This window comes from Cytophagia bacterium CHB2, from assembly GCA_030263535.1.
Lineage (GTDB): Bacteria > Zhuqueibacterota > Zhuqueibacteria > Zhuqueibacterales > Zhuqueibacteraceae > Coneutiohabitans.
The window spans coordinates 1-14098 of sequence record SZPB01000150.1; the positions used below are offsets into that span (position 1 = coordinate 1).

The 14098-nt window shown below is 53.8% G+C and carries 13 protein-coding genes and 1 tRNA gene; 12 read left to right on the plus strand and 2 right to left on the minus strand.

Translation table 11 applies throughout. The features are described from left to right. Positions 1-227: 227 nt before the first annotated feature. The 12 genes from FBQ85_15265 (at position 228) to FBQ85_15320 (ending at position 11978) form a co-directional block, all read left to right on the plus strand. The gene (locus FBQ85_15265) at positions 228-1337 is read left to right on the plus strand and encodes a hypothetical protein (GenBank protein ID MDL1876510.1); all 1110 of its coding nucleotides are present in this window, start codon (positions 228-230) and stop codon (positions 1335-1337) included. A gap of 97 nt (positions 1338-1434) precedes the next feature. Beyond that, positions 1435-2106: a phosphate signaling complex protein PhoU gene (phoU, locus tag FBQ85_15270; protein ID MDL1876511.1), complete on the plus strand. Its 672-nt coding sequence runs from the start codon at positions 1435-1437 to the stop codon at positions 2104-2106. A 239-nt stretch (positions 2107-2345) separates the two neighbouring features. Further along, complete coding sequence (gene phoU / locus FBQ85_15275) at positions 2346-3446, plus strand: phosphate signaling complex protein PhoU (GenBank protein MDL1876512.1); 1101 nt, start codon at positions 2346-2348, stop codon at positions 3444-3446. A 212-nt stretch (positions 3447-3658) separates the two neighbouring features. Further along, on the plus strand, positions 3659-4597 hold the full coding sequence (locus FBQ85_15280; GenBank protein MDL1876513.1) for a phosphate ABC transporter substrate-binding protein: 939 nt from the start codon (positions 3659-3661) through the stop codon (positions 4595-4597). Between the two features lie 3 nt (positions 4598-4600). After that, complete coding sequence (gene pstC / locus FBQ85_15285) at positions 4601-5491, plus strand: phosphate ABC transporter permease subunit PstC (GenBank protein ID MDL1876514.1); 891 nt, start codon at positions 4601-4603, stop codon at positions 5489-5491. 126 nt (positions 5492-5617) lie between these two features. After that, positions 5618-6577: a phosphate ABC transporter permease PstA gene (gene pstA, locus FBQ85_15290; protein MDL1876515.1), complete on the plus strand. Its 960-nt coding sequence runs from the start codon at positions 5618-5620 to the stop codon at positions 6575-6577. 23 nt (positions 6578-6600) lie between these two features. After that, positions 6601-7368: a phosphate ABC transporter ATP-binding protein gene (locus tag FBQ85_15295; GenBank protein MDL1876516.1), complete on the plus strand. Its 768-nt coding sequence runs from the start codon at positions 6601-6603 to the stop codon at positions 7366-7368. Further along, complete coding sequence (locus FBQ85_15300; protein MDL1876517.1) at positions 7365-8141, plus strand: phosphate ABC transporter ATP-binding protein; 777 nt, start codon at positions 7365-7367, stop codon at positions 8139-8141. The genes FBQ85_15295 and FBQ85_15300 overlap by 4 nt, the downstream gene beginning before the upstream one ends. A 96-nt stretch (positions 8142-8237) precedes the next feature. After that, positions 8238-8311, plus strand: a tRNA-Val gene (locus FBQ85_15305). Positions 8312-8517: 206 nt separating this feature from the next. Then, positions 8518-9993 (plus strand): proline--tRNA ligase, encoded by a 1476-nt coding sequence (locus FBQ85_15310; protein MDL1876518.1) that lies wholly within the window; start codon positions 8518-8520, stop codon positions 9991-9993. Between the two features lie 634 nt (positions 9994-10627). Then, positions 10628-11638, plus strand: a complete 1011-nt coding sequence (locus tag FBQ85_15315) for a GTPase Era (GenBank protein MDL1876519.1) — start codon at positions 10628-10630, stop codon at positions 11636-11638. A gap of 88 nt (positions 11639-11726) precedes the next feature. Next, positions 11727-11978: a hypothetical protein gene (locus FBQ85_15320; GenBank protein ID MDL1876520.1), complete on the plus strand. Its 252-nt coding sequence runs from the start codon at positions 11727-11729 to the stop codon at positions 11976-11978. A gap of 6 nt (positions 11979-11984) precedes the next feature. Here FBQ85_15320 and FBQ85_15325 read toward each other — a convergent pair whose 3' ends face one another. Beyond that, entirely contained in the window at positions 11985-13349 is a 1365-nt protein-coding gene (locus FBQ85_15325; protein MDL1876521.1) for a GWxTD domain-containing protein, read from the minus strand. A gap of 179 nt (positions 13350-13528) precedes the next feature. Further along, positions 13529-14080 (minus strand): hypothetical protein, encoded by a 552-nt coding sequence (locus FBQ85_15330; GenBank protein MDL1876522.1) that lies wholly within the window; start codon positions 14078-14080, stop codon positions 13529-13531. Between the last annotated feature and the right edge of the window lie 18 nt (positions 14081-14098).

Here is a 14098-nt window from a genome sequence, read left to right on the forward strand (position 1 = left end):
CTTTTTTAACATTATCTTAACATTTAGATAACATCCAGTTGTTTTTATCTTAATATATTTTTAAAACAATTTTACGCTGTCGTGCTATCCGGTCGCGATGCAACTCTTCATGAGATTTCTGAGGGTAGGCGAGAAGTGATCGGAAAATTTAGCCGCAAAAATTTTCATCCCGGCGTTGTCACAATAGAGGCTCTCGATAAGATCATTTAAACCGGAAGGGAGAAAGCATGCTTCAGCAACGCAATGTGAGGCTGGCGGTTCTTGTCCTGATTTTCTTGGCAAGCACCGAGGGTGCAGCACAAGAGGTCAAATCGAGGAATGCACAAAGCTGGGAGCTGGCGGGGTCAATTCAATTGCAATATTTATACGATCCCGACATCGCCAATGACGCGCTGCGGACGAACAACGGCTTTCGCATGCGCCGGGGTCGTTTCAGTGCGCGCGGCAAAGTCTCGAATTTTGTCGAGACCGCGTTCCAATTCGAAATGCGCGACAACAATCCGCGCCTAAAGGATGCGGAAGGCAAAATCAAACTGGCGAACGATTATTACATCCGCTTTGGCCAGTTCAAAGTCCCGGTCTGGCGTGAAGAATTACGCTCGTCAACGAATCTTCTGCTGGTTGAACGCAGCGCTGCTGCAGAGTTCTTGGTCGAATATAATTTTTCCGCGCGTCAAATCGGCGTGGAACTGGGCCGCCGGCCGGGAAAAGGCCTGCAAATCGCGGTGAATGTTGCCAACGGCGCGGGCGAAGGCGTACGCGAAGATGCGGGCCAAAACAAGAACAATTTTGTGAATAACGGTAAATCGTTTACTGGGCGGGCCAATCTCTTGGTGAATGAACATTTGCAAATTGGCGTTTCGGGCGCGGCCAACCGGATCACTGCCGTAAATCAAACCCCGGCGGGCATTGCGGCGCCATCCGGCACGAATACCATGATCGCGCCGGATTTCGGCATCTCTTTGCATCGTCCTTCCTCTAAATGCCAGGTGGATATCGAAGGCGGACTGGCTTATGGCGCGCTGGCAAAGGAAGCGATCGGCGCAGCCGAGGGCAGCCATTTTCTCATTGCAGATGTGACCGGCCGCTACACGGCAAAATTCGAGCATGCAACTGCCGGCTTGGGCGGACTGGATGCGTTCGAGCTGGCTGGAGGCGTGTCCTACGTCGAACCGAACGACAAGGCCGACGACGAAAGCCTGGTGTTCCGCTTTGGCCCGGCATTTTGCTTCGGCAAATCTACGCGTTTGCAAATCAATGGGGAGGTGACGAAACCCGTTCCCGAAGGCGCAGAGACCGTCTTTCAAATTCGCTCGCAGGCCAATTTCAACTTTTAATCGCTTCTTAACACAAAAATTACGTGCAGGTAATTTCAGATGGTTACCCTCCGTTGTTGATGACGGAACGCTGGGAGAATTTGTATAAGGCTTGGCGATGCGCAAACGTTTTGACAAGGAGCTGGATGAACTTTTGAGCGAGTTGCTGTTCATGGCCTCGCTGGCGGAGAAGGCGGTGGAAACGGCCATTCTGGCGCTGCAAAATCGCGATGCGGCGCTTGCGCAAAAAGTGATCGACGAAGATGTGTTGATCGATCAGCTCGAAATCAAAATTGAAAAAATTTGCATTTCGCTGCTCACCTATCACGAGACCATGGCCGGCAGCCTGCGCCGGGTGGTGTCCGCGCTCAAGATCAATAATGATTTGGAGCGCATTGGAGATCATGCGGTGAACATTGCGGAAAACACGCTTCAGCTTCAGCGCGAACCGCTGTTCGAGCCGCTGCGCGATATTCCTCTTCTGGCGAAGCTGGCGCAACACATGGTGCGCGACGCCATCGATGCTTTTGTTCACCGCGACGCCGCAACGGCGATCGCGGTATGCCGCAAAGACGACGAAATCGACGCGCTGAACCGGCAGATTTTGCGCGACTTTATTACGCACATGGCGAATGCTCCCGGCAATACTTCCCGCGGCCTGTCGTTGATTCTGGTCAGCAAAAACCTTGAACGGATTGCCGATTTATCCACGAATATTGCCGAAGAAGTTGTGTATATGGTCGAAGCGCGCACGATCAAGCATGTTGGTTTAGATGAGCGTTCCGCCTGACTCCGGATTGGCGACAAGCACAATGAGCGGAAACCTCGCTGCGGCGGAAAACCGCAGCAATCGAACTTTATTACCTTTGCCCCCCGCACTGGCGCGGCGAATGTTAGGCCTTGATTCTTTGACAGAATTTTCACATATAACACGCCGATTTAATGATAGGCGGTTTTGCTCGAATCTACCGGCGTGAAGCGTGCTGCTGCGCGCCATAACATCAGCGTCAGGGCAAAGGAGAGAACGAAATGATTTCTCATTTTGAAGAGAGTCTGCAACGAGACATGGATTTGATACGCCGCAAAGTCATCGAAATGGGCAATCTCGCCGAGCGCGCGCTGAAAGCAAGCCTGCAAGCCCTCATCAAAAGTGATCGCAAAAACGCCTATTCCGTAATTTTGCGCGATCAGTATATCGACGAATTGGAAAAAGAGCTGGATCGTTTATGCCTGGAGTTCCTGGTGCGGCAACAGCCGGTAGCCGGGCAATTGCGCTTTGTGTACGCCGTGATCAAGATCAACAACGAACTGGAACGCATCGGCGATTACGCCGAGAGCATCGCGCGGCACACCTTGACGGTCACCGCCCTCTCTCCCCTGCCGCCCTTTGACCGGTTCGTCGAGATTGCCAACATCTCGATTCCGATGCTGCGCAATGCCATGCAGGCGTTCATCGATCAAAACCAGGAACTGGCGCTGGCGACGCTCGAAATGGAGGATCGCGTCGATACGATTCGCAACACCATCAATTCCGAGCTGGTGCATTTGCGTGAAGCCGGCCGGCTGCCGCTGGAGGCGCTCGCGCCGTTGATGCTGATCGCCAGCCGCTTCGAGCGCGTCGCCGACCAATCGTGCAACATCTGCGAAGAAGTGCTGTACATGTGCACCGGCAAATACATCAAGCATCAGGGCGTGGAGGTGTTTCGCATCTTATTCGTGGATGAAGGCAATGCCAGCACGAGCTTGATGGCGGAGGCCATCGGCAACCGGCTTGGCATTTCGAAATTCATCTTTAGCAGCGCCGGCATTACGCCGAAGCCGATCGATCCGGGAACCGTGAGCTTCCTGCAAGAGAAAGGCATCGATATTTCGCGCCAAAGCTCGAAGTACGTCAATCAAATCGTCAACCTCGAACATTATCAGGTGATCGTTGCTTTGAGCGAAACCGCGCAAACTGCGTTTCCGCCGCCGCCGACCAAAACAGTGAGCATTCCCTGGGAGGTGCAGGATCCGTCACAAGCGCAAGGCACACCGGAAGAAGTGCACGCGGTTTATGAAAAAACTTACAGTTACCTGGAAACGCATATTCGAGATTTAGTGCAAGCGATTCTCGGCGACAATATGCCATAAAGAACAGATGGCCAGACGCTGAGACCGTACAGGAGTTAACTTTTTCAGGATTGCCATTTAAATAACTTACTCATTTTCTTTAAACCGCTGATCAACGCGAATAGTCGCTAATGCTTTTTAGTTCGCGATGATTCGCGTCTATTCGCGGTTGGAGATTGGAAAAGTTATTTAATCGTCGATCCTCAGTAACCAAACCCACGGGAGGAAAAGTGATGAAAGTGATTCGCTTCAAAGCGTCGATCCAAAAGAGCGCGGTTTTCGCGGTCGCGTTCGGGATAGCGCTACTCGGTTGCGGCGGCGGGAGAGTCGAAAAACCCACAATTCAAAATGCAGGGTCGGACACCATGGTCAACCTGGCGCAGGCCTGGGCCGAGGCTTACGCCGCGGTGGATTCGACTGTTTCCGTGGAAGTTTCTGGCGGCGGCTCGGGAACCGGTATTGCCGCGCTGATCAATGGCACCGTTGATATTGCCAATTGCAGCCGGCAAGTGCACGCAGATGAAATCGCGCGCGCGAAGGCCAACACCGGCAAAGAGCCGCAAGAGTATATCGTCGGATATGATGCGCTCGCCGTGTATGTTCACAAAGACAATCCGCTGGAGGAAATTACGCTGGAGCAGCTTGCGGATATTTACGGTTCGGAGGGCACGGTGGTGAAATGGTCACAACTGGGCGTTACGAATTCTTCCTGTTCCAACGATGAAATTATCCGCGTGAGCCGGCAATCCAACTCTGGCACCTACGAATACTTTCGCGAAGCCATTGGCAAGGCCAAAGGCCATGCGCTCGATTTCAAGCTCGGTTCGGTGGATATGAACGGCTCGAAAGACGTCGTCGAACTGGTTGCCAAGACGCCGTGCGCGATTGGATACAGCGGCATGGGCTACGCCACTCCCGGTGTGAAAATGTTGCGCGTGAAGAAAACCGCAAATGATCCGGCGTATCCGCCCACGATCGAAACCACCTTGAATCAAACCTATCCTATTGCCCGCCCGCTGTATATGTACACCTCGGGAACACCCAGTGAACATGCCCAAAAATATCTCGACTGGATTCACTCGGAGGCAGGCCAAAAGATCGTCGCCGAATCGGGCTATGTGCCCATGGCGCAGCTTTCACCGGACGCAGGTGAAAACGCAGGGAACCACTAAACCATGAACCGCCGCCGTCTGGAAACGCTGAGCGAATCTCTCATCGAGGGATTGATCTGGTTTTGCGGCATCAGCGCGATTGTGTTCGTCGCGCTGATTTTCATTTTTGTTTTTCGCGAGGGCGCCGGTTATCTGTTCTCAGGCTTGAATCTGCGCGAATTTTTCACCAGCCCGGAGTGGTACCCAACCTCGGCCGCCAACAAACGCTATGGTGTGCTCGCGTTGATTGCCGGCACCTTCAGTGTCACCGGACTAGCAATGCTGATCGCCGTGCCTTTTGGTTTGGGTGCGGCGATTTTTATTTCGGAATTCTGCGGCCAGAAAGCTAAAGAAACGCTGAAGATTGTGATCGAATTGCTCGCCGCCATTCCCTCGGTAGTGTGGGGCTTCATCGGTTTGACGGTGATGAATCCGATTATTATCGATGTGTTTCATGCGCCCATCGGTTTGACGGTGTTGAATGGCGGTATCATTCTGGCGTTGATGAGCGTGCCCATCATCGTTTCGATCGGCGAAGACTCTCTCAAAGCTGTATCGGATTCCTATCGTGAAGCCGCGCTCGCGCTCGGCGCGACGCGCTGGCAATTGATTTATCGCGTGCTGCTGCCGGCGGCTAAGAACGGTCTGCTCGCGGCGGTGCTGCTTGGCATTGGCCGCGGCGTCGGCGAAACCATGGCCGTGCTCATGGCCACGGGCCATGCCGTCAAAATCCCCACGAGTCTGCTCGATTCCGTGCGCACGCTCACGGCCACCATCGCCGCCGAACTGGGCGAAGCGCCGGTCGGCTCCGAACACTATCAAGTCTTGTTTATTATCGGTATTCTGTTGTTCTCGATTACGTTCCTGGTGAATCTCGTCGCAGATTTGGTGGTCAAGGGAATTCGCGGCAAGTGACGGCCATGGTTGCTTCACTGCTAGCGTTAACTCGCTGCGTTGGAATCGCAATCGGGCCAGTTTGCCCGGGGCCCCACGCTGTGCGACATTGTGTTTGTGTAAAATGTGACCAACGGTGAGGTTATTATGGATCATCAAAAACCCGTGGCAGCCAGCATTCTGCAACCCGCAAGCGCTGCCAAGCAACCGTCGGAGCAAGGAAAGTTCACGAGCACGGCGTTGGTACGCAAGAAAAAACGCACGGAAATGCTAGCGAAAATCGTTTTTCTGGTGATGACGCTGCTCATGATCGCGCCACTGCTGTTGATTATCGGATACCTATTTTACCAGGCGGCGCCGATCTTATCACTCGATTTTCTCGTCACCAATCCGATGCGCGGCATGCGCGCCGGCGGCATTTGGTCGCCGCTGCTCGGCACGATATATCTCGTCGGCATCTCGTTGCTCATTGCCGCGCCCATCGGCGTGCTGGCCGCGGTTTATCTCAACGAGTATGCGCGCGATAACTGGTTTACGCGCATCGTCAACCTCGCCGTGGTCAATCTTGCGGGCGTGCCGAGCATCGTACACGCACTCTTCGGCTTGGGCGCTTTTGTGTTGTTCGCGCGCATGGGCCGCTCGATTCTCGCGGCCTCTTTGACGCTGGCCATCATGACTCTGCCGGTGATCATTGCCAGCACGAAAGAGGCGCTCGCCGCCGTGCCCCTGGCTTTTCGCGACGCCTGCTGGAACGTGGGTGCGACACGCTGGCAAACCATTCGCCACATCGTTTTGCCGAACTCTATCAGCGGTATTTTGACCGGCATCATTTTGCAAGTCTCGCGCGCCGCCGGTGAAACCGCGCCGGTCATGTTCACCGGCGCCGTCTTCTTTAAAGCAATTGCCGAGGGCGATATCTTCGCTTACAAGTTGTTCGATCAGTGCATGGCGCTTTCCATGCACCTCTTTACCATTTCAACGCAAGTGCCGGATGTGCCGAAAGCATTGCCCTACGGCACTGCGGTGGTTTTGATGGGAACGGTGTTGCTGGTCAATGCGCTGGCCATTGGCCTGCGGATTTATTTACGCGCGCGCAAGAAGTGGTGATTTGTGAATTCGCGGCAGGAGCAATGCAACATTCCAATCAGAAAAAAATCGAAATCTCCAATCTTATCGTCAAATACGGCGAGGCCACGGCGCTGCGCGGCATTTCGCTGGACGTGCACTGCAACGAGATCTTGGCCGTCATCGGTCCGGCGCAATCGGGCAAAAGCACGCTGCTGAAGGTCATCAATCGCACGATTGAGTTCATTGCCGGCAGTAGCGTGCTCGGCGAGGTCAAAGTCGATGGCCAAGATGTCCGGCAAATCAAGAACGTTTTCGAATTGCGGCGCAAAATCGGCATGGTGTTTCCCCTGCCGGTGGGCTTGCCGTTGTCGATTTATGATAACGTCGCTTTTGTGCCGCGCATGGCCGGCATGCGCAACAAGTCTGACTTGGATGCGCTCGTCGAGCGCTGCCTGCGCCAGGCGGCCTTGTGGGACGAAGTCAAAGATCGCCTGCAAAGCCTGGGCACCAAGCTTTCCGGCGGGCAACAGCAGCGTTTGACCATTGCGCGGGCGCTGTCGCATCAGCCCGAAATCCTCTGTCTCGATGAATTTTCCATTGCCGTCGATCCCGTGACCACCATGCGCATCGAAGACGTGCTCAAGGAATTGCGCTCACAAGTCACGATCATACTCGTCACCAACCTGGTGCAGCAGGCGCGGCGCCTGGCCGACCGCACGGCCTTTTTGCTCAACGGTGAGCTCGTCGAAATCGACCGCAACGAGGTGATTTTTTCAGATGCGCCCTCGCAGCAGAAAACCTATGATTACGTGAACGGAATTTTCGGATGAGCGATTCCCTGGCATACAGCATCGTCACCAACAATCTCAGTTTGTGGTACGGCAAGTTTCAAGCGCTCAACAACGTCAGCGTGAAGGTGAAAAGCGGCATCATCACCGCGCTGATCGGGCCTTCCGGCTGCGGTAAAACCACGCTATTGCGCTGCTTCAACCGCGTCAACGAGCGTTATGGCAACGTCACCACGACGGGTGAAATCAAGCTGCTTGGCAAGAACATTTATGATCCGGACGTCTCGCTGCCGGAGTTGCGCAAGGCCATCGGCATGGTGTTTCAACGCCCGAATCCGCTGCCGATTTCGGTCTATGAGAATATCGTGTTCGGCTTGCGCATTCATTCCGAGCGCAAAGATCTGAAAAAATCCCTGCTGGATGAGGCGGTTGAACAGGCGCTGCAGAATGTGTCGTTATGGAAAGATTTGAAAGACAAGTTGCACACGCGCGCCACGAGCCTGCAACTGGAGCAGCAACAAAAGCTGTGCATCGCCCGCCTGCTGCCGCTCAAACCGGAAATCATCTTAATGGATGAACCTTGTTCCGCGCTTGATGCCGAAGCGACGCGGGGCATCGAGGAGCTGATGTTCGAACTGGCCGGCCGCTATACCATTGTCATTGTCACGCACAACATGGCGCAAGCCCGGCGCGTGAGCGATGAGTGCATCTTCATGCTGCTCGGCGAATTGATCGAGCACAGCCGCACAGAAGATCTTTTCCTCACACCGGCAAATCCCAAAACCGCGGAGTATATCGAAGGAAGATATGGTTGAGATCACATGTTGCTGTACCCCCCGTTGCGCTTGGGACATTTCACTTGACTTTGGGAGGCTCAATCGCTATTTTTCGCGCGTTCATTTAGCGTTCATGGGCGATTAGCTCAGATGGTTAGAGCGCTGGTCTCACATACCAGAGGTCGGTGGTTCGATCCCACTATCGCCCACTGTGTAAATCTTCAAGAATTGCCGCGGCATCTTTCCCTCTGAACAATAATTCACCAAAAAATTTTGTTCACCCCGATTTGGTCAAGCCGAAATTCGGCTTGACAATCTCTGGCTCAAATGGTATATTTTGCGTCGATTTTTCAAACCTAGGAAGGGACAGCGTCATCAGTGGCTGTCCCTATTTTTTTAAAGAAATGCAGGACTCATGGAAACAGAAAAAAACGCGGAAGAGCAATTAACAGGACGTTCCGAACGCATTACCAAACGATCTGAAGATTATTCCCGCTGGTATACCGATGTCATCGGCGCAGCCGAGTTGGCGGATTATTCACCGGTTAAAGGCTGCATGGTGATTCGCCCGAATGGCTACGCCATTTGGGAAAAGATTCAAGCCGGCCTTGACAAGATGTTCAAAGACACCGGCCATGTTAACGCCTATTTTCCGCTGTTTATACCCGAAAGCTTCTTGCAGAAAGAAGCGGAGCATGTTGAAGGCTTTGCGCCGGAATGCGCGATCGTCACTCAGGGCGGCGGCAAAAAGCTGGAAGAACCATTGGTGGTTCGCCCCACGTCCGAGACCATCATCTGGTCGATGTACCGCAAATGGATTCAATCTTATCGCGATCTGCCGATTTTAATCAACCAATGGGCAAATGTCGTGCGCTGGGAGATGCGTACGCGGCTCTTCCTGCGCACCACGGAATTTCTCTGGCAGGAAGGCCATACGGCGCACGCGACCCTGGAAGAGGCGGAAAAAGAAACGCGGCAAATGCTCGAGGTTTACAAGACATTTGCCGAGGACTATATGGCGATCCCCGTCATCGCCGGCCTCAAAACAGAAAAAGAGAAATTTGCCGGAGCGTTGCGTACGTATTGCATCGAAGCCATGATGCAAGACGGTAAGGCGCTGCAAGCCGGCACTTCGCACAATCTCGGGCAGAATTTTGCCAAAGCGTTTGACGTCAAGTATCTCAACGAACAGGGCGCGCTGGAATATGTATGGGCCACGAGCTGGGGCGTGTCGACGCGCCTGGTGGGCGCGGTGATCATGGCGCATAGCGATGACAACGGTTTGGTATTGCCGCCCAAGCTTGCGCCGCTTCCGGTCGTGCTGGTCCCGATTTGGCGGAAAGACGAGGAGAAGGCGCTCGTCATGGAACGCGCCAACCAACTCGTTGCCGAGTGGCGGGGCAAATTCAATTTCAAAGTCGATGATCGCGATAATTATCGCCCGGGCTACAAATTCAACGAATGGGAAAAACGCGGGGTCCCGATTCGCATCGAACTTGGCCCGAAAGATGTGCAAAGCGGCAATGTTGTGTTGGTGCGCCGCGATACCGGAGAAAAGCGTGTGGCGCCGCAGGCGGATTTGACGCAGGAAATTCTGCGCACTCTCGAACAGATTCAGGCCAGCCTGTATCAGCGCGCGCTGGCATTTCGTGAGCGCAACACGCGTGAGATCGACGATTACGAACAATTCAAGCAGCAAATCGATGACCCTGCCCAGGCGAAGTTTTTCTGGGCGCATTGGTGCGGCGAGCGCGAGGCCGAAGAGCGTCTGCAAGAAGAGACGAAGGCCACGATTCGCTGCATTCCGCTCGATGGCAAACCAGAAGCGGGCAAATGCCTGATCACGGGCAAGCCCTCGACGCAGCGCGTGCTGGTTGCCCGGGCATATTAAATATTAATCACCTGAATGGTATGAGTTGCGAACCTAGCTTAACGGAGGAGCGGTGAAGAGGTCTCTCTTTGTAACTGTCATGATGACGATTCTACTCGGGTTACTATGGATTCTATCAATTGCAGCGACACAGTCACACACAGCCGTGGCTGAGCGCAACCCGTCTATAGTGGAGGCAAACGGCGCACGGCCGATCCCAATGAATCATGGAGTGAGGTGACAGTTGCCCGTTTCAGACTGAGCGCGTAACGAACAGCAAACGCGCTCTAACTCGTCTCTCGTCCGCAAGATCAGCCAGCGGCAGGTATGGAAGAGTTCCTGCCTCGCACGGCTGGCGGCGAGCAACTCTCTTCCGATTTCGATGCGTTGCTGATCTGTTCAATACGGCAAACAGCAGCGCATTTCCCGAGACGCCGAGATGGCGTCTCTGCATTTTGGGGCATAAAAAACAATAAAAATTTATCATGTCTCTCGGCGAATAAACGCTCTGCGGGTACAACATACGTGTAGTGACACTCAAAATAAATCTGTTTTATGACAGGAGCTTTGAGCGTCTCCGTTAGTGAGTGACTAGCCACGGTCGGCGGGTCGTATCGCGTCAGGGAAGTTCAACTTTAGCCATCGAATTCGACCCATGAGTGTGAAAACTTTGGAAGCGTGGCAAACCACAGAGCCTCTGTTGTCTTCTGGCAACGGCGCAAAATCCGAAAACACGAAATCTTCTGAAGCCGTTTTGGAATCGCAAGGCACGCCCGAAAGCACACCGTTCCGCGCCGGCTATGTCGCCATCATCGGCCAGCCGAATGTCGGCAAATCGACTTTGCTGAACGCGCTCCTCGAGTTCAAGCTGTCGATCGTTTCTCCCAAACCGCAAACCACGCGCAAGCGCATTCTCGGCATCCTCAATCGGCCCCACAGTCAAATGATCTTTTTCGATACGCCGGGGATTTTGGAGCCGAGTTATCAATTGCAGCACACCTTTGTGCGCACGGCATATGCCGCCATCAAAGAAGCGGACGTCGAGTTGATGTTAATCGAACCGGAGTCGACGCTATCCGCGATGGATGCCAAAATTCTGGACCGCCTCGCCGACACCAATCGCCCGGTGATTGTCGCCATCAACAAAATCGACCGCATCAACAAGGATGTGTTGCTGCCCCTGATAGCGAATTTGCGCACGCGGCCGGAGATCAAGGAAATCGTGCCGATTTCAGCGTTGCACAAAGACGGCTTGGAGTTGCTGGCCGGCCTGCTCGAAAAGTATCTCACGCCGCACGAACCCTTTTACGCCACCGATCTGATCACCGATCACCCCGAACGGTTTCTCGCCGCCGAGATTGTGCGCGAGAAAATTTTTCTGCGCTATGGCGAAGAAATTCCCTATTCCACCAGCGTAACCGTCGAAGAGTTCATCGAACGCCCCGGCCATAAGGATTACATTCGCGCCGTGATCTATGTCGAACGCGAATCGCAAAAAGGAATCATGATCGGCAAAGGCGGCAGCGCGCTCAAGCAGGTGGGCAAGCAGGCGCGCGAAGAGCTGGAAGCGTTGATCGAGCGTCCGGTTTACTTGGAACTGTTTGTGGCGGTGAAAGAAAAATGGCGGGATCGTGAAAATGAGTTGCGCAATCTTGGCTATGTTTAACCCCGGCGCGCGCTGAATTGGCTGCCGCGCGCGGCTTCACGCCGGCAGCCGTATAGAATTTTTGGAAAACACCTCAGGTGGATGGCTCATGAAGCTTTCTGATAATTCGGTATTCTTGACACGCTTGCTGGCGGTAACGACAATCGCGCTGTTGGTGTTTTTGATCTGGGTCAGCGATTACGCCCCCTGGGCGACGCGCCTCACCATGTGTACCCTCTTCTGTTCGATCATTTATGTGCGCGACCATGCCGTGCCGGAGCGCTGGGTGGCGATCGGCATTATCGTTATCGGCACCTTGTTATCGCTCGTTCTGTCGCCGGATTTCCTGCCCATGCCGTGAAAATGATCAGCGCGCGTCGATAATCATTTTCCAATCCGGGCGCGTCAACTCCCGCTCGTCGCTCGAATAAATCAAAACATACTTCCCAAAGCCTTCAATATCGGCAAAGATAAACTGCTTGCGGCCTTCGCGGTAATATGTCCACACCTCGTAAGGCCGCGCCGTGGTTTTTGCCGGATAACGCTCCACTTCATTCGGCGCGCCAAATTTGATCGCGATGCGTCCGCGATCGCTTTTCCAGCCGGGGCTGAAGCCCGAGCTGAACTTTTCTTCGGCATAACGCACACGCTTGTAATACTCTTCACGAAACTCATTCGCAGGCGTTTCCGGCTGGGGGTCGAGTTGGCGCCACAGCCGGCCCACAAAACTTTTCTGCGCGCCCACCTCCAGCGCCTTTAGCATGCTTTTGTCATCGTCCGACAACAGATATTGCGCCTGCTCGAGATGCAACTTGAACTCCGCTTCTGTCATTTGCTCCAATTCGATATCCGGCAAATGTTCGCGCCAAGCCGCGGCGCTCGCGCGAATGCGAAACGCCTTTTCAATTGCCGCACGCTCGCCCGCCCTTCGCCCGCGCACAGCAATTGCCAGAAACGCAATCGAATCCGGCAAATTGGCGGCATGAATGCCTCCGACTTCGACGCTGGAGGAAGCTTGCGCACGCGCCATTTTGGCCGGCAGTGAGCGTAGAACCTCGCCGTGCGCGTTTTTCATGCTATAATGCACCTCATAACTATCCGCAGGCGCGAGATTATAGATCTCAAAATAAAAATAAAACAAGGGCTGTGAGGGGCTAAACTCGGCGCTGGCATGTGGCACGACCTTCAGGCCATTCTTGGAAAACTTGCTTTGCGAGGTATCAACGGCGATGCTGCTTGCGGCCTGCAGATCGCTGAGCGCTAAGCCGTTTTCCGGAATAGCGCGCGCGCGAAACCACGACTCTGCGATACCCTGTTTGCCGGAATGGCTATCGCTGACGGCAAGAGAAATGAAATAACGGCCGGGAGAAAGCGTCAGCTCGAATTGATTCGGGAGGGAACGCCCCGCAATTTCCTCGCGTTGGGCCGCGGCAAGGGGCTGAGTCCATTCGTCGCGCAGCAACACCTGGCCGGCAGAATCGGAAAGCGTGACGCCGGTTTTGAATTCCGCTTCAAAGCCGGCGCCGGCCGGACGAAACTCAAGCTGTTCGAAGGGAATTTGATAATAAAATTCCTGCAAAACCTGGCCTTGCGCCGCGCGAAACGAGGCGCTGTCAAAATAAAATTCAATTTCGCCTTTGCTTTTAACGGGAAGGCCGGTTTCAGAAAGAACAAATTCGCCCGGCCATACGATGGCCGCCCAAAGTAACAAAAAATTAGCGCGAAATGGCATTATACTTTTTTGACACTCCTCTTCTGCTGCTTCACGCGGCAACTCCTGATCCTTTTAGAATTCAGGCTTGTCATCGCAAACGAATGAATGAATCATTGCAAAACCATTTGGGAGCAAAAGCAATTGCCAGTTTATCATAATCATTTTGCCCCAATAGGCAGAACCTGTTGCTAATCGGATTATTTCGGTTCCTGGAATTCTTGCTCCAAAATATAACGCACGGTTTTGGTCATCGCCGCAGTGTTAACAATGTTAAAACTGGCCGCGCCCGCCCGCGCGATGCTGACCAAGGGGAAGCCAAAAAGCGCCGTTTTAAATGTATCGCCCTTGTAAACAATCGCGTTCGGCGTGCCGGCAAACTCTTCACTGTTGACGTCAATCGCCCGCCGCGTATCGCGGTAGTAATTCGAGCTGAAAAAATAAACCGGTATGGCGTCAGGTTGTGGAATGAGTTGATTGACCTCGGTGAGGAAATACTGAAAGATCGTGGTATTGGGCACTTGATAACTCGTGGAAGCATCCGGAAAGCGATCATCCAAACCAATCAGCCAATCCAAATTCAGATTGGCAGCCTTGGCGCGCAACGCATGAAAATATTTATACGGCATGCTATTCGGCGCGAATTCGACGCCGGTGGGCGAGTTGCCGGTAATGGCTTCGATGACATTGCTGCCGCAAACCCAGATATTACCGCCCATATCCAGATAATCCTGCAAAATGCGTTCGTTCAAACCGATGTTGCCGGCGTC